Annotated in this window: 17 protein-coding genes and 1 other RNA gene; 14 read left to right on the top strand and 4 right to left on the bottom strand. The window is 55.5% G+C overall.

Annotated features, from left to right (window positions below):
• Window positions 1–139 precede the first annotated feature (139 nt).
• Window positions 140–820 (top strand): DUF1361 domain-containing protein, encoded by a 681-nt coding sequence (locus tag MKZ35_RS22570; protein ID WP_482515465.1) that lies wholly within the window; start codon window positions 140–142, stop codon window positions 818–820.
• Window positions 821–1,152: 332 nt separating this feature from the next.
• Here the strand turns inward: MKZ35_RS22570 and guaA are convergent, their stop codons facing one another.
• Complete coding sequence (gene guaA / locus MKZ35_RS22565) at window positions 1,153–2,685, bottom strand: glutamine-hydrolyzing GMP synthase (RefSeq protein WP_482515464.1); 1,533 nt, start codon at window positions 2,683–2,685, stop codon at window positions 1,153–1,155.
• Between the two features lie 368 nt (window positions 2,686–3,053).
• Between guaA and MKZ35_RS22560 the strand changes: the two genes are divergently transcribed.
• The 6 genes from MKZ35_RS22560 to MKZ35_RS22535 all read left to right on the top strand — a co-directional run bounded on the left by MKZ35_RS22560 (window position 3,054) and on the right by MKZ35_RS22535 (window position 6,373).
• A complete protein-coding gene (locus tag MKZ35_RS22560; RefSeq protein ID WP_482515463.1) occupies window positions 3,054–3,344 on the top strand; it encodes a carboxypeptidase-like regulatory domain-containing protein in 291 nt (96 codons plus the stop codon).
• 146 nt (window positions 3,345–3,490) lie between these two features.
• An RNA gene (ffs, locus tag MKZ35_RS22555) (signal recognition particle sRNA small type) lies at window positions 3,491–3,587 on the top strand.
• An 81-nt stretch (window positions 3,588–3,668) separates the two neighbouring features.
• Window positions 3,669–4,325 (top strand): fructose-6-phosphate aldolase, encoded by a 657-nt coding sequence (fsa, locus tag MKZ35_RS22550; RefSeq protein ID WP_187311237.1) that lies wholly within the window; start codon window positions 3,669–3,671, stop codon window positions 4,323–4,325.
• Window positions 4,326–4,417: 92 nt separating this feature from the next.
• Window positions 4,418–4,621: a fructose-6-phosphate aldolase gene (locus MKZ35_RS22545; protein ID WP_482515462.1), complete on the top strand. Its 204-nt coding sequence runs from the start codon at window positions 4,418–4,420 to the stop codon at window positions 4,619–4,621.
• A gap of 91 nt (window positions 4,622–4,712) precedes the next feature.
• A complete protein-coding gene (locus tag MKZ35_RS22540) occupies window positions 4,713–5,417 on the top strand; it encodes a cell division ATP-binding protein FtsE (protein ID WP_482515461.1) in 705 nt (234 codons plus the stop codon).
• Window positions 5,418–5,479: 62 nt separating this feature from the next.
• The gene (locus MKZ35_RS22535; RefSeq protein ID WP_482515460.1) at window positions 5,480–6,373 is read left to right on the top strand and encodes a glycosyltransferase; all 894 of its coding nucleotides are present in this window, start codon (window positions 5,480–5,482) and stop codon (window positions 6,371–6,373) included.
• Between the two features lie 76 nt (window positions 6,374–6,449).
• On the opposite strand, the gene MKZ35_RS22530 is transcribed toward MKZ35_RS22535, so the two are convergent.
• A complete protein-coding gene (locus MKZ35_RS22530; RefSeq protein ID WP_482515459.1) occupies window positions 6,450–7,370 on the bottom strand; it encodes a hypothetical protein in 921 nt (306 codons plus the stop codon).
• Between the two features lie 184 nt (window positions 7,371–7,554).
• Between MKZ35_RS22530 and MKZ35_RS22525 the strand changes: the two genes are divergently transcribed.
• The 7 genes from MKZ35_RS22525 to MKZ35_RS22495 all read left to right on the top strand — a co-directional run bounded on the left by MKZ35_RS22525 (window position 7,555) and on the right by MKZ35_RS22495 (window position 12,038).
• Complete coding sequence (locus MKZ35_RS22525) at window positions 7,555–8,724, top strand: DegT/DnrJ/EryC1/StrS family aminotransferase (protein ID WP_482515458.1); 1,170 nt, start codon at window positions 7,555–7,557, stop codon at window positions 8,722–8,724.
• Window positions 8,725–8,738: 14 nt separating this feature from the next.
• The gene (locus MKZ35_RS22520; RefSeq protein WP_482515457.1) at window positions 8,739–9,764 is read left to right on the top strand and encodes a Gfo/Idh/MocA family protein; all 1,026 of its coding nucleotides are present in this window, start codon (window positions 8,739–8,741) and stop codon (window positions 9,762–9,764) included.
• A 34-nt stretch (window positions 9,765–9,798) separates the two neighbouring features.
• On the top strand, window positions 9,799–10,227 hold the full coding sequence (locus tag MKZ35_RS22515; RefSeq protein WP_482515456.1) for a hypothetical protein: 429 nt from the start codon (window positions 9,799–9,801) through the stop codon (window positions 10,225–10,227).
• Window positions 10,228–10,275: 48 nt separating this feature from the next.
• Complete coding sequence (locus tag MKZ35_RS22510) at window positions 10,276–10,599, top strand: nucleotidyltransferase family protein (protein WP_482515455.1); 324 nt, start codon at window positions 10,276–10,278, stop codon at window positions 10,597–10,599.
• A 102-nt stretch (window positions 10,600–10,701) separates the two neighbouring features.
• A complete protein-coding gene (locus MKZ35_RS22505) occupies window positions 10,702–10,902 on the top strand; it encodes a hypothetical protein (RefSeq protein ID WP_482515454.1) in 201 nt (66 codons plus the stop codon).
• Window positions 10,895–11,308, top strand: coding sequence for a type II toxin-antitoxin system VapC family toxin (locus tag MKZ35_RS22500; protein WP_482515453.1), 414 nt, complete (start codon window positions 10,895–10,897; stop codon window positions 11,306–11,308). The genes MKZ35_RS22505 and MKZ35_RS22500 overlap by 8 nt, the downstream gene beginning before the upstream one ends.
• Window positions 11,309–11,315: 7 nt before the next feature.
• Window positions 11,316–12,038 carry an EcsC family protein gene (locus tag MKZ35_RS22495; RefSeq protein WP_482515452.1) on the top strand — a complete coding sequence of 241 codons (723 nt, stop codon included), beginning with the start codon at window positions 11,316–11,318 and terminating at the stop codon, window positions 12,036–12,038.
• A gap of 60 nt (window positions 12,039–12,098) precedes the next feature.
• Here MKZ35_RS22495 and MKZ35_RS22490 read toward each other — a convergent pair whose 3' ends face one another.
• A complete protein-coding gene (locus MKZ35_RS22490; protein WP_482515451.1) occupies window positions 12,099–13,652 on the bottom strand; it encodes an alpha/beta hydrolase family protein in 1,554 nt (517 codons plus the stop codon).
• A 177-nt stretch (window positions 13,653–13,829) separates the two neighbouring features.
• Entirely contained in the window at window positions 13,830–14,828 is a 999-nt protein-coding gene (locus MKZ35_RS22485; RefSeq protein ID WP_482515450.1) for a fasciclin domain-containing protein, read from the bottom strand.
• Window positions 14,829–15,011: the final 183 nt, after the last annotated feature.

Genomic DNA, 15,011 nt, shown 5'->3' with positions numbered 1-15,011 from the left:
ATAAGCTTGCGCAGAGACTGATGAAATACGTCGCGGAATTTCGGAGTCGTGTCTTATCTTTAGCAAGTGCGCGCTGCTAGCTTATACCCAAACGGCGCGCTTGGCCGTTACGGTAATTCCCACATCGTCTTGCCTGCTTATGCCCGTTTCTCTGCCTCAGCTGCGTCAACGTCTCGGTCTGTTGTTTGTGCTGGGCGCATCGATTACCCTAAGCGTCGTGCTGATTACGTTCCGGGTATTTATGACCCAAGAGTTGACGTTTGTTTTCCTGCTCTGGAATCTGTTTTTGGCCCTGATACCCTTCGGACTCAGCACCATGCTTGGCTTGGCGGCCGGGCCGGTCCGCCGCCGCTTACTACTGCCAACGGGTGCCATCTGGCTGCTGTTCTTCCCAAATGCGCCCTATATTCTCACCGACTTATTTCACCTAATGCCTCGCCCCGGCGTGCCTTATTGGTACGACTTGGCCCTGATTCTAACCTGTGCCTGGAACGGACTGATGCTGGCTTACGCTTCCCTGATTGAGATGCAGGGCCTCGTGCGTCGCCGCATGGGCGCCATAGCTGGTTGGGGCTTCGCTATGGTAGCCATTGTCCTGAGCAGCTTCGGCATTTATTTGGGCCGCTATCTGCGCTGGAATAGCTGGGATGTGTTTACCAATCCGCTCACGCTTTTCTACGATATCCTCAATCGGGTGCTGCATCCCATGGCATACCCGCGCACTTATGGTGTCACTATTCTCTTCTCGGCTTTTTTGCTGCTAGGCTATATCACGGTTCGCCAACTGGCGGGTTTGCACAGAGCGGAGCAGGAACTCTGATTATTGCTAACATAAAGAACTATGATTTTTCAGCGTGTCGAATCATGATTAACACGACTGCTGCTCCTATTACCGCAATTATTCCTAATAAGAATAAGAACCAAAACGTAGTACCAGTTGCTAATACACCCCGCATACTACGATATGTCTGCTGGCCTATTCTCCTGTAAATCCATCCAGCAAGCAGAATATAGGGAATTATAAGAAGGTAGAACTCTGAGTAATTCAGTAGCCAGAACAGATACCATTAATTAACAGTCGCTTAAATTACGTAATACGTAAAAAGCCGCTCCGGTAACCCGAAGCGGCTTCTGCTTTATCATAACCTTTATCTACTCCCACTCAATCGTCGCTGGTGGCTTCGAGCTAATATCGTACACCACGCGATTAATGCCGCGTACCTGGTTGATGATTTTGTTGGATACGTGAGCCAGGAAGTCGTAGGGGAGGTGGGCCCAGTCAGCCGTCATGCCGTCGACGCTGGTCACGGCGCGCAGGGCTACAACCTGCTCGTAGGTGCGCTCATCACCCATTACGCCCACGCTTTGAATCGGTAGAAGCATCACGCCGGCTTGCCAAATCTGGTCGTAGAGGCCGTATTCGCGCAGTGAATCGATGAAAATAGCGTCGGCTTTCTGCAAAAGCTGCACCTTCAGAGGCGTGATGTCGCCGAGGATACGGATGGCGAGGCCAGGGCCGGGGAAGGGGTGACGATTGAGGATGTTGGGGGGCAAATTCAGGGCCGCGCCCACCTCGCGCACCTCATCCTTGAACAGCATCCGCAGCGGCTCCACTACTTTCAGGTTCATCAGCTCCGGCAAACCGCCCACGTTGTGGTGGCTCTTGATGGTCACGGCCGGCCCTTTCACCGATACCGACTCAATCACATCAGGATAGATAGTGCCCTGGGCCAGCCACGTAGCGCCTTCCACCTTTTTGGCTTCGCGCTCAAATACCTCTATAAAGGTGCGCCCAATGGCTTTGCGCTTGAGCTCCGGGTCGGAGAGTCCGGCCAGCGCCGAATAGAACTCCTGCGAAGCATCTACACCGCGCACGTTCAGGCCCAGCACTTCATAGGCCTGCAATACGCCTTCGTATTCGTCTTTGCGCAACAGCCCGTTGTCCACGAAAATACCGTGCAAACGCGGCCCAATGGCCTGGTGCAGCAGCAAGGCCGCCACGCTGGAATCGACGCCGCCGGATAAGCCCAGAATCACCTGGTCGGTTTCGCCGATGGTGCGCTGCAGAGCCGTTACCATGCTGTCCACGAAGTGTTCGGGCGTCCAGCTTTGGTCGCAGCCGCAGATATCCACCACGAAGTTGCGCATCAGCGTTTTGCCCTCAGTAGAATGGGTTACCTCGGGGTGAAACTGAATACCATAGGTTTCCTGGCCCGTAATATGATACGCGGCTACATCCACCTCGCGCGTGCTGGCAATAATCTCGTAACCAGGGGGCAAATTTTTGATAGTATCGCCGTGCGACATCCAGACCTGCGAGTTGAGGCTTAGCTCGCGCATGAGCGGGCTGCTCTGCTCAATATGATGAAGGCGGGCGCGCCCGTACTCGCGAATGGTGGCGGGCAGCACTTCGCCGCCGCCCTGCTGAGCCAGCAGCTGTGCGCCGTAGCATACGCCCAGCACCGGCACGCGGCCGAGGTACTGGCCCAAATTGGGGTTGGGCGCTTCAGGATCGCGCACGGAACACGGTGAGCCGGAAAGCACCACGCCCCGGATATCCTCAGTGAGGGCCGGGGCGTGCGTGAAGGGATGAATCTCGCAGTAGACGTTCAGCTCGCGAATGCGTCGGGCAATGAGCTGGGTGTACTGGGAGCCGAAATCAAGAATCAGAATCTGTTGGGGCATGGGCAAAGGTAAGGAGGCCACAGTCAACTCAAAAATTACTGCCGCCTCCACTCTTAGGCGCCGCTACGCGCAATATATAGTTTGTGCATAGAGTCTTTGGATAAACTATTGCTAGCATAGCTGCTGCGAGTACATTCTAGACATAGCTTTTAAACTATTATCAGAGTTCGTTGTAAGTGAGGCTATCCATTCTTGTTTTCATCTTTCCTTAGTCATCGCATGAAGCACTTTACCCGCCTGGCAATTTTCGCGTTGTTTTCGCTGCTTCCCTTTGCTGCGACGGGCCAGGCAGCTGCCTCCAAAGCTACCCCCCAACTGTACCCATTTCAACGATAAGTGATTCTGCCACAGTAGTATCTGGTCCTAGGGTGCTGACAGGTACGATACTGGGCGTGCGCGACCAACCCTTGGCTGGTGCGACGGTGAGCGTGGTAACTGAACCCAACAAGGCAGGTATAACGAACTCGGTGGGGGGTTACGTGCTCCGCTCCACGGCGGAATCGCCGGTGCTGCGCGTGAGCTATGCAGGCTATAAAGGCGTAGAGCTGCCCATCGTTAATTCCAAGCCACTGGTGATTCGGCTGGAGCAGATAGACAAGTACGAGAAAGATCGCAAAAAGCGCGCGAAAACAGCAGTAAAGGAATACCGCAAACCTTAACCGCTTGGGTAGAAGGCTGCGTTTTGGGCCTTCAACTGCAAATAAGCTGATGCCCGAACTAATTGATAGTCTGATGGTAGGCGCTGGAATGAGAAAATAATCAGGACTATCAGCTTAATCTGCGGCCTCTGTAGACTATCTTTGCAACGGCGAGTCAGAACGACCAGCTCCTGCTGAACTCCCCCAGGACCGGAAGGTAGCAAGGGTAGGCGGTTGAGCGGTGCGATTTTGGCTCGCTTTTTTGCCCATGCCCCAACGAAACCCAGTGCCGCGTTTGCCGGCAAATGGGTAGCTTTGGGGCATTCTTTTGTTATAACCTGCCGCATGAAATTCTTCATCGATACCGCAAACCTTCGCGAAATTCAGGAAGCCGTAGAACTCGGGGTACTGGACGGAGTAACTACCAATCCGTCATTAATGGCCAAAGAGGGCATTAAAGGCATGGACAACATTATGGCCCACTATCGGCAGATCTGCGAGATGGTAGATGGCGATGTGTCGGCCGAAGTTATTGGTATCACCTTCGAGGATATGGTGCGCGAGGGCGAGATGTTTGCCGAGCTACACCCTAACATTGTGGTGAAAGTGCCCATGACCCGCGACGGGGTGAAAGCCATCAAGCACTTTTCCGAAAAAGGTATCAAGACCAATTGCACCCTGATTTTCTCGGCCGGGCAAGCACTGCTGGCCGCCAAAGCCGGGGCTACCTACGTGTCGCCCTTCGTGGGGCGCTTAGATGATATCGGGCACGACGGGCTGGTGCTCGTGCAGCAGATTGTGGATATTTTCAGTAACTACGGCTATCCAACCCAGGTATTGGCCGCGTCGGTGCGCCACGTGCCACACCTGATTCAGTGCGCTGAAATCGGGGCTGATGTGGTGACCTGTCCGCTCAATGTTATTACTGGCTTGCTCAACCACCCGCTCACCGACAAAGGCCTGGCGCAGTTTCTGGCTGATCATAAGAAGGTGAACGGCTAACATTGCGCTTAATGAGGAATTCCTGATTGTCTCATCCTTGATTAAGCCCAATGTCAGTTCTTCATTTCTAATTCTTCATTAAGCGCAGCGTCGTGTACATCATCAAAGTAAAAGGCAAGGCAAAAATCCCGGACTACATTCAGCTCCGCGACGAAGAATTTGTGCTCATTGCTTACTTCCGCGCCGACCGGCCGTTGAAAGACCTGCACCGCTACGGTTTGGAAGGTAAGGAAGATGCCCTGGCCGGGGTGATTGCGGGCCTGGAATTTGGGAAGCTGCAAAAGCTGGATGTTTGAGCTTTGGGGTTAAAAAAGCCCCCCAGCCTTCGTATTCGCTGAGCTGCCCGGCGTGGCAATCACCTCAGTATCATTTCGCGTTATAGTAACCATGTCAGATTCCGCCGTACCCGTTGTTGAGCTCCACGATGCCTACATTATGCAGGACGTGAATACGGTACTGCAAAAAATCACTTTTACCCTCGAAAAAGGCGAGTTTGCTTACCTGGTCGGTCGCACGGGGTCGGGCAAAAGCTCTTTGCTCAAAACCCTGTACGCCGATCTGCCGCTGGGTGGGGGCGTGGGTACCGTGGCCGGCTTCCCGTTGCAGAAGCTCAGCTCCGGCAAGGTGCCTTATCTGCGTCGGAAGCTGGGTATCATCTTCCAGGATTTTCAGCTGCTTTTCGACCGCACCGTGGCCGAAAACTTGATTTTTGTGCTAAAAGCAACGGGTTGGAGCGGCAAGGCCCGCATTCAGAATCGCTTGTCGGAAGTGCTGATGCGGGTGGGCTTAGCCAACTCTGCCAGTAAAATGCCCCACCAGCTTTCGGGTGGAGAGCAGCAGCGGATAGTTATTGCCCGCGCTTTGCTCAATGAGCCTTTGCTACTGCTGGCCGACGAGCCCACCGGCAACCTCGACCCCGAAGTAGCCGCCGATATCATGCGCTTGTTCGTGGAAATTAACAATGCTGGCACGGCCGTGCTGATGGCTACGCACAACTACCAGATCATCCGTCAGCACCCGAAGCGGGTGCTGAAGTGCGAAAATGGCCAGCTGATTGATTCAGCGCAAGTCTCATTCAAGCTGACGGAATAACGCTTGTGACAATGAATAAGGAACAGCGGCCCAATTTGCTAATTGTTAATTAAGCAACGCGGGTGCTTGGTCTGTCCATTCTGATTCCTGTTTATAACCGCGACGTCACCAAGCTGGTACAATCTCTGGCGGAGCAAGCGGCAGATTGGGGCGGCCCCGTCGAGATTATGTGTCTGGACGACGGCTCGGAGGAGCGCCACCGGCTGCTCAACCGAACGGTGGCTACTTGGCCCCAGGTAACTTATCAGGAGCTGCCGCATAATGTAGGGCGTGCCGCCGTGCGCAACCGCTTAGCCGCCAGCGCCCGTCAGCCGTGGCTCTTGCTGCTTGATAATGATAGTCTGCTGCCCGATTCCTGTTTTCTGGCTCGTTACGCTGCCGCCTGTTCTCTGGCTCCGGTACTTGTTGGGGGCACTGCTTACGAGCCTGCAATGCCCAACAGGACTGAGCTTCATCTGCGCTGGCAGTATGGAAGGCTACGCGAAGCCCAACCGGCTGTTGTGCGGCAGGACAATCCTTACAACCAGTTCACGCTCAATAATATGCTGGTGCAGGCAGACCTGTTTCGCCGTTTCGGGCTTGATGAACAGCTAATTCTCTACGGCCACGAAGACACTAAGCTGGGTTGGCAGTTGCGCCAAGTGGGCGTCCAAATCAAGCACCTCGACAACCCAGTAGTACACGACGGATTGGAGCCAGCCGCTTTGTTTTTGCAGAAAAGCCATGAAGCCGTGCAGAACCTGGTGCATCTGTACCGCACGGAGGGCTTAGGCGCCGATACCAAATTGCTGCAAACAGCATTACGCCTACGTCGTTACGGCTTAGCTGCGGTAATAAGCCCACTGCTACAACAAGCCGAGCTTCGGCTTCGGCACCACTTACTTGGGCCGCAGCCACATCTGCGCGCCTTGGATATACTGAAGCTGCTCTGGGCGTTGCGAGCATTAAAGCAATAAACCCGCTGATTGACCACAGAAAAAGCCCCCAGAAGGTATCTGGGGGCTTTTTTAGGTTGAAACTGAAAAGTGTTACTTAGTCGTTGTCCGTGTTTTTCACTTCCGACTTCACTTCTTTATAGGCGCCTTTCACGGCGCTGCCTACTTTCTTGCCCACTTTGGCGGCACCCTTACCAACATCTTTACCGGTCTCTTTTACATCGGAGGCGGTGTTGCTGATGGCCTGGCCTACTTTGCTGCGCTCATCGGCGGTTTCCTCTTTCACTTCCTTAACCTCGCTACTCACGGCGTCGGAGCCTTGTGCTACGCGGGCTTCGGTTTTGTCATACGACTTGAAGGCGGCGTACTTTAGCTTTTCCTTCTGAATTTCGGCCAGATCCTTGACGCTAATGTCGCCTTTTACGGCATCGTAGGCTTCGTCCAGGGCCCGCCACTCGGCATTGATGTTGCGCCAATCGTCGATGTCGTAGCGGTCCTCGTTCTGCTTGATCATCTGCGTGAAGTTCTCGTACGTCTGACGGGCGTTGGCGGCAGTCAGTTGAGCAGCCGGGCTAGTGGGCTTATAATACTTGCCCACTTTCATGGTGCTGGCGCCACTGTTCACGCCCGTGGTAGCGTCGGTGCCCCCGGTAGTAGTAGCGGCAGTATTGGTTTTGTTGCGCCACGCCTGGTCGCGCTGGTCGTAGGCGGTGGTGTAGCGGGTCCTAAGCTGCTCGATTTCCTGGCGCCGCGGCTCATCGTACTGGTCGGCATACTGGTCTACGGCCGCCACCTTGGCATCATAGTCGGCCTTCATCTGCGTGGTTTCACGCTCGTAATCAGCTTCAACCTGGTTGCCGGCCGCCTGGGCTTTAGCTTCTGATTCGGAGACGAAATTCTTGAAGTCGTTGTAGGCCTGGTCGCTTTCCTGCGATACCTCGGCCCGGTCGGAGCGCGTACAGCTGGCTTGCGAGAAAGTGATACCACCGGCCATCAGCAGGAGGGCCAGGGTATGCATGGTTATTCTTTTCTTAAACATGGCAGTAGGGAGTTAATTCTAATGTGGAATAATCAGTGTGGAGGGCTGACCCCAGCTTAGCTAAACGCAAGCACACGGGTAGGGGTTGCGCCCCCCGTGAGTGGTTAGTTGGGGCGTTGACCTATATTTGGTGCCTAGCGCCCCCACTTCATTCGCCTGCCCGTTGCCCACCACTCTTGCGCCGCCTGCCCCCATTCGCATGCTGGATTTGGCGGCTCAGCACGCCACTCTTCAGCCCGCCCTCGACGACGCCCTGCGCGCCGTGCTCCAGAAGGCGGAGTTTATCAACGGACCAGACGTGGCGGCGTTTGCCCAGGAGCTAGGCACCTACGTCGGTAGCACCCACGTCATTCCCTGCGCCAATGGCACCGACGCGCTCCAACTGGCGCTAATGAGTTTGAATTTGCCCCCCAGCGCCGAAATTATTCTGCCCGCGTTTACCTACGTAGCTACTGCCGAAGCCGCGGCCATACTGGGCTTACGTCCGGTGTTCGTAGATGTGTTGCCTACCACTTTCTGCCTCGATCCGGCGGCGGTGGAAGCGGCCATCACACCGCGCACGGGAGCAATACTAGCGGTCCATTTGTTTGGTCAATGCGCTGATCTGGAAGCATTAAAACAGATTGCAACCAAGCATACCGTTCCGTTGATTGAGGATAACGCCCAGGCTATCGGCGCTACGTATCGGTTTGCGAATGGCCAGCAAGCCCATGCCGGCACAGTAGGAGAGGTGGGCACCACGTCCTTTTTCCCAGCCAAAAATCTTGGTGCTCTCGGCGATGGGGGTGCCCTTTTTACTTATGATGCCGCGCGGGCTACCTACCTGTGCCAGCTTGCCAACCACGGCCAAACCCGCAAGTACCATCACCAGCACATCGGCCTCAACTCGCGCCTCGATACTCTGCAAGCAGCCCTGCTCCGCGTGAAGCTGCCCCATCTACCGGCCTGGACTGTCGCCCGCCAGCGCACCGCCCACTACTACGATGTAGCTCTGGGGGGCATTTCCGGCCTGCGCGTTCCATTTCGCGACTCTAAGAGTAGTCATGTGTTTCATCAGTACACTTTAGTTATGGAAAATGCCCCCCAGCGCGACCAGCTCCAGGAGTATCTGCGGGCGCGTGGCGTTCCGAGCATGGTATATTATCCAGTGCCCGTGCATTTGCAGCCTGCTTATGCCTGCCTTGGCTACCCGGCGGGTCAGTTTCCGATAGCCGAGCAACTGTGTCGTACGGTGCTGTCGTTGCCCATTCATCCGCTGCTGAGTGAGGCCCAAGTCCATTATATTATTTCTACTATCAAGGCGTTTTTCGCTTCAACTCGCTCTACTAAATGAGTATACCGTTACCCTTGGGTACCAAACAGCCTGAGGTTCGCTTTGCTATTTGTGGTGTGGGGCATATCGGCCGACGTCATGCCGCGTTGGTAGAGCGCCAGCCGGGTGCCCAGTTGGCCGCCTTAATTGATACGCGGACAGAGCTGGGGCCGGAGCTGGCTGCCGAATTTATGGACGTGCCTTTTTTCCCTTCTCTCGAAGAATACTTCGCCCAAGGCCCCGCCGCTGATGTGCTTACGGTGGCTACGCCCAACTACCTGCACGCATCCCAGGCCATTGCCGGTCTGCGCCACGGACTGCATGTGCTGGTCGAAAAGCCCCTGGCCCTGTGCACTGCGGATGCCGAGCAGATTCTGGCTACGGCTGCGCAGGCCAGTCGGCTGGTGTTTGGGGTAATGCAGAACCGCTACTCGCCGCCGGCCGTCTGGCTGAAGCAGGTGATGGAGGAAAACCGACTGGGGGGCATTTTTATGGTCCAGATAAATTGCTTCTGGAACCGCGACGCCCGCTACTACCGCCCCGGCAGCTGGCACGGCACCCGCGCTCAGGACGGCGGCACGCTTTTCACCCAGTTCAGCCATTTCATCGACTTGCTCTACTGGGTTTTCGGCGACGTCACCAACCTGCAAGCCCGCTTCCATGATTTCAACCACCAGCACCTCACCGATTTCGAAGATAGCGGCCTCGTCACGTTCGACCTCGTGCGCGGCGGCATCGGCACCCTGCACTACAGCACCGCCGTCTGGGACCGCAACCTCGAAAGTAGCCTCACCGTCATCGGAGCGCGTGGCAGCCTGCGCATCGGTGGGCAATACATGGATAAAGTAGAGCACTGCCACATCCAGGGCTACGAGTGCCCGCCGCTGCTACCCACTAATCCCGCGAACCACTATGGCTTCTACCAGGGCAGCGCGGCCAATCATGTACAGGTGGTAGAAGAAATCGTTGCCGCCGTTAGGAGCGGCGGCTTAGTTGAAACGAATGCGCGGGAAGGGGTGAAGGTGGTGGAGATTATTGAGCAGATTTATAAGTTGAAGTAAAAGCAGTTATATCTGATTTTAAGTAGTTTGATGAATGACACTATCAATCGAGAACAACAGCATAGTATGTGAGCAATCAGGAAAGACTTTGTGGACTCTAGACATTGATAAACTGAAGGTAATAGGCGAGTTCACAACTGTAGCAGGCCCATTAAATGATGATTGGTTCGTGGTTTTTGCGGACACATCTCATGAATGGAGAGAAGTGCCAATTGAAGCCATTGATGAGCATTTTAGATACCAAATCAGTCAAGGTTTGAAACAGGAAATAACACCTAGTCTTGCTGCTTCAACAACTTGGGCAACAAGAATTCTTTATCCTAAGGAGTTAGAAGGGGAGGAGCTTTTTCAGGTTACTCAATTAAGTCAAAGCCATAATGCTTTTTGGCGGAGTGTACTTGGGAATACGAACGCCGAAGTGAATGTTGAGTTGACAGATAAGGTAAAGACATTGTTTTCATAGCAAATTGCTTTTAAAGGCATTCTACAAGTCAGTAAATCACTCCCTTCTATGGCCCTGCCCATTCCGCATCAGCAGCTCGCTAACCTCTGCCGCCGCTACGGCGTGCAGCAGTTTTATCTGTTCGGCTCGGCAATAACAGGCGCTTTCAACCCTGAAAGCAGTGACGTTGATGCGTTAGTAATAATGGCAGACGCACCACCCACGGAGCAAGGCGAAGCATTGTTAGGACTGTGGAATGAGTTGGAAAATCTGTTTCAGCGCAAAGTGGATTTGCTGACCATTAACTCTTTGAAAACCCCTTATTTAAAAGCAGAAATTGAGCGCACCAAGAAACTGATTTATGACGCAACGCGGCCAGAAGTATCTGTTTGATGCAGTGCTGCCTGCTATGACGGGCGGCTCTGATTCCATAAATTAGGAGTGAACCAGTCTTGATAAAGTGTTTGTATATTCATTAACTTTCTTAAATAAGCTATGAGCCGTACCGACACAATTTTACAGGAAATTGACTCACTTACACCCGCCGAGCTGGACCTGGTATATAAGGAGCTTCTGAAACGTCGGAGCAGCCGGGTGACGGACGCACTAGCCCGGCATCGGGGTAAAGGCCAGCATGTGTGGACCGCCGATGCACAGGAATATGTGAATCATTTGCGGGCCGACGACCGTGGCTAAGCTGTTCATCGACACGGCTCCTTTTATTTATCTAGTCGAAAATAATCCTCACTTTTACCAGCCCGTAGCGACCTACCTGGCACAGGTGGTAACTGGCGGTACTGCATTGATTACCAGCGTGCTTACTTACACCGAGTTCTGTGTAAAGCCTGAGCAGATAGGTCGGCCGGATGTGATTCTGGATTTTGATCTGCTGTTACGCGACTTAGATATTCAGGTGCTGGAAATATCATTAGCTGTGGCTGCGCTAGCCTCCAAGCTTCGGGCGAAATATTCGTTCCTTAAAAGTATAGATGCGCTTCAGATAGCTGCTGCTATGCACGCCGGCTGCGATGGATTCTTAACCAATGACAAGAAACTGAAGGGCATAGCCGAAGTACCAGTACTATTGGTAGGCGATCTGTAACTACTCTATGACACCTCCTGACCAACAAGCCCTCACCGAGCTCCACGCCTGGCAACAGCGGATGCAGAAGTCGCCGACGCTGCTGAACCGCTTCACGCGGCGGGTGCAGATTCGGCTGAACGCGCTGCTGCCCGAGCGGGTGCATGAGGCCATTACCACCGCCATTCGGCAGATGGTGCGCGGGGTATTGTTTGGGTCGATGCACACCACGCGCCAGCCGCTGCTGGAAGCGCCGTGGGCAGAGCGGGAAACGGCGGTGCGCACCCGCATTCGCTACTACCGCAACACCGCTTCGGCCGAGGGCGCCGTGACGGGTGCGGGGGGCTTTTTGCTGGGTCTGGCCGACTTTCCGCTGCTACTGAGTCTCAAGCTCAAGCTGCTCTTCGACGTAGCTGCCCTCTACGGCCACGACGTGCGCGATTACACTGAGCGGCTTTATCTGCTGCACATTTTCCAGCTGGCTTTTTCCAGTCAGCACACCCGCAACGAAGTGTACCGCCGCCTCGCCGACTGGGACACCTACCGCCACACGCTGCCCACCGACGTAAACGAGTTCGACTGGCGCACCTTTCAGCAGGAGTACCGCGACTACATCGACTTGGCGAAGCTGGCTCAGCTGGTGCCCATAATTGGGGCGGCGGTGGGGGCGGTGGCCAACTACCGCCTCCTGGAGCAGCTCGGCGAAACGGCCATGAACTGCTACCGCCTGCGTCAGCTGACGAATAGCTAGCTGAGGCAGGCGGTAGGACAAGGAAGGCGCGGGCAGTGCTGTTGCTGGTCGGTGCTGGGCTTAGTGCTGATCGAGGAAGGTCTGGCGGATAAAAGCCAGCACCCGTTGCTGCACGGCGGGGGCGACTACCGGCATGGGCTCACCGCTGATTATTGGCCACTCCGTTATGGGCGCCTGAAATAAGTGATTAACCCCTTCAAAACGGGCTGTCTGCACGCGCTTGTTGCTTTTCAGACCTTTTTCCAGCATCGTCAAGTTTGATATGTTTACCTGAGTATCGTCGGTGCCGTGCAGGAGCAAAACAGCCGTTGCCACTTTGCTTAGCTCCGGCTGCGGGTTGAAGTCGAGATAGTGCCGGTACCAAGCCGACGTCATTTGGGCCGCCTGGGCCTGCGCGGCCTCGGGCGGCAGGTTGCGGTTGAGCTGCCGAATCATGTTCGCCAGCATGGCCTGAGCCTGAGCGGTGTCGGGCGTTTGCCGAATTACTTCCAACAGGGTTTTTTGCTGTTTTACAACACCTTCCTGATGCTTCTTAATCGCTGCCCGCTGGCGCGCCTCCTGCTGGGTTATGTAAGTTTCAATCTGGGCTGCGTTGGCCCCTTTCGCGCGCAGCTCACTGGTTTTCTGGGTTAACTCCTGCTGCATTCTGAACTGTTGACGCGCCAGGTTTTCCTGCGCCGTATCGGCCGCGCCGGCAGCCAAAAAGCCCCCCGCGTGCTGTAGCAGCAGCTCGCGCCCCGGCCCGCCCGAAGCCGCGAGCGAAACAACAAAAGCCGGCGGCAGGGCCTGGGCCGCGGCCAGCAACGCCACGTTGCCGCCCTCGCCGTGCCCAATAAGTCCAAGCTTGCTGAAGTCGATAAGCGAATGGGTGCGCAGAAAACCCAGCGCCGCCTGAGCGTCTTTCACCAGATCGGCGGTGGTGACGGCGTTCATATTGCCCCCCGACTGGCCCACGCCCCGGTCGTCGAGGCGGAGCACGGCCACGCCGCGGCGGGTGAGGTAGTCGGCCAGAGAACTGAACATCTTATACTCACCCCGCGTCATGTCGCGGTCATGGGGGCCCATATCGGAGAGCAGGACCGCGGCCGGAAAAGGGCCTTCGCCGGGCGGAATGGTGAGCGTGCCGCTCAGACGGGTGTTGTCGTGCGGACTGGTAAAGCTCACTTCCTCAACCCGGTAAGGCGGCGGAAACTTGAAATTTTTGGGCGGACTAGCCGGCTGGGGGGCAAAATCCAGGGTTAGCGCTGTTTGGTATCCCTGCTGCTTCCAGCGCCCCTGTAGCTGTTTGCCGTCGGGGCTACGGGCGCAGATGTAGCTGCACCCCAGCTCCCGCGTTTCAAAAAGGACGGTGTCGGCCTTCAGATCCACCGTCATTACCACCCGATTGATGCGCTGGGCCGGCACGTCGAGCACCGCGAACTGGGTGCCGTTGGTCAGGTCGGTAATAGTGATGGTGGCGGGCAGACTGCCACCCGGAACTGTGAGCGAGCCTTTCCAAACTCCCTCCAGCGAAGCCGGGCGGGTGGGAGTGGCTTGGCCAAATGCCAGCAAAGGCAGAAAAGTAATAAGGGCACAGCACCAGCCCGCAAGAGGGCCGGCTAACATTTTATTCATGAAAAAGTGACGGCAATAGTCGCTTCGGCTGGCTGCCAGAAACGACCTGAGTGAGCAATACGTGTGAAAGCGCGGAGGTAATCGGGGCGGAAAGCGCCGGTGAAGCCAGCAGTGCAAGGGCGATTAAGCCGTTGTTCCACTGAATTCACCGAGAAAAAAAGAAAAGCAAAGGCGCCACTAGGGCAGCAGCACGCGGTCAATTAGGTGCACTACCCCATTGGTGCACTGCACGTCCGGAATGACCATAGTAGCCGAGGCGGTACCGTTGCCGGCGCCGCGTACGGGCAATACGCCGTCATTGTAGGCACCCAGAATAACGGGCGTGTTGCCGGCTGAAGTGACAGTAGTATTCTCTATTAGCTCCGAGGTGAATTTGCCCCCCGGCACCACATGGTTGAGCAGCACTTTCGTTACCACGTCCTTGGGCAGCTTGCGAATGTCGGCGGGGGAGGTAGAGGGCGCGCCGAGCAGCTGGGCCAGCAGGTCCTGGAAGGCCTGGTCGGTGGGGGCAAACACGGTAAGCGGCGGGCTGCCGGGCGTAGCAGATAAGGCAGCGGCCAGGTCGCAGTACAGCACGGCCTCTACCAGGTAGGTCAACTCGGGCTTCACAAACACCTTCGCGCTACTCAAAGCCACGGCCGACTGCACAACATCGGTGCCGGTGGCCAGCAACACTTTGTCGATGACGTGCACGGTACCATTGGAGGCCTTTATATCGGTGCTCAGAATGCGCGAACCATTCACGTACAGCTGGCCGTCGCGCTGCACGATGCGCCGCGGGATAGTTAGTACCGAGGCAGTGGTAGTGCCTGCCGGTAGGGCGCTGATACTGAGGGCGCTATTCGCTACATGATACTGAAGCGTACTCGTTAGAAAGGGCGTTTGCAGCGCGTTCAGGTCGGTGGCGGTGCGCAGGCCCAGCCGGGCGAAGGCTTCGTTGTGGGGGGCAAATACAGTGAAGTTGCCTTTGCCTTCGGGGTCGTTGGGGTTTTTGTTGGTCAGTACGCCTACCACGCCACCGCGGATGGCAGCATCCTCCAGCATACTAAAGCTCGGATTGGCTACGGCCACACCGGCAATAGACGGATCAGCATCCGATTTTTTGTCGCCGCAGCCAGCGAGCAGGAGGGTCGTGGCCGCGAGACCGGTAAACAAAGCGTGTAAGTGTTGGGGCATATACTACAAAAAAAGGATGGAACTAAGATAGATGGTGCAGGTCTCGTAAGGGCGCAGAACAAACGAAGCAAAAGCTCAATCGGATTTATTAAGACGAGAAATCCAAAAACCTCACTTAATGCGTATTGTGTCGCGTCCTGTTTGAACAATTACCAGATCGTTGTGTTTTCTAATTTTTCAAAT

It is taken from the genome of Hymenobacter sp. R533113 (genome assembly GCF_056835965.1).
This window is presented reverse-complemented; position numbering and strand designations above follow the sequence as displayed.

What these genes read in the sequence shown, in the direction of transcription:
- MKZ35_RS22570 (WP_482515465.1), top strand. Translation starts at nt 140, where the DNA reads ATGCCCGTTTCTCTGCCTCAGCTGCGTCAACGTCTCGGTCTGTTGTTT.
- guaA (WP_482515464.1), bottom strand. Translation starts at nt 2,685, where the DNA reads ATGCCCCAACAGATTCTGATTCTTGATTTCGGCTCCCAGTACACCCAG.
- fsa (WP_187311237.1), top strand. Translation starts at nt 3,669, where the DNA reads ATGAAATTCTTCATCGATACCGCAAACCTTCGCGAAATTCAGGAAGCC.
- MKZ35_RS22540 (WP_482515461.1), top strand. Translation starts at nt 4,713, where the DNA reads ATGTCAGATTCCGCCGTACCCGTTGTTGAGCTCCACGATGCCTACATT.
- MKZ35_RS22530 (WP_482515459.1), bottom strand. Translation starts at nt 7,370, where the DNA reads ATGCATACCCTGGCCCTCCTGCTGATGGCCGGTGGTATCACTTTCTCG.
- MKZ35_RS22515 (WP_482515456.1), top strand. Translation starts at nt 9,799, where the DNA reads ATGACACTATCAATCGAGAACAACAGCATAGTATGTGAGCAATCAGGA.
- MKZ35_RS22510 (WP_482515455.1), top strand. Translation starts at nt 10,276, where the DNA reads ATGGCCCTGCCCATTCCGCATCAGCAGCTCGCTAACCTCTGCCGCCGC.
- MKZ35_RS22505 (WP_482515454.1), top strand. Translation starts at nt 10,702, where the DNA reads ATGAGCCGTACCGACACAATTTTACAGGAAATTGACTCACTTACACCC.
- MKZ35_RS22495 (WP_482515452.1), top strand. Translation starts at nt 11,316, where the DNA reads ATGACACCTCCTGACCAACAAGCCCTCACCGAGCTCCACGCCTGGCAA.
- MKZ35_RS22490 (WP_482515451.1), bottom strand. Translation starts at nt 13,652, where the DNA reads ATGAATAAAATGTTAGCCGGCCCTCTTGCGGGCTGGTGCTGTGCCCTT.
- MKZ35_RS22485 (WP_482515450.1), bottom strand. Translation starts at nt 14,828, where the DNA reads ATGCCCCAACACTTACACGCTTTGTTTACCGGTCTCGCGGCCACGACC.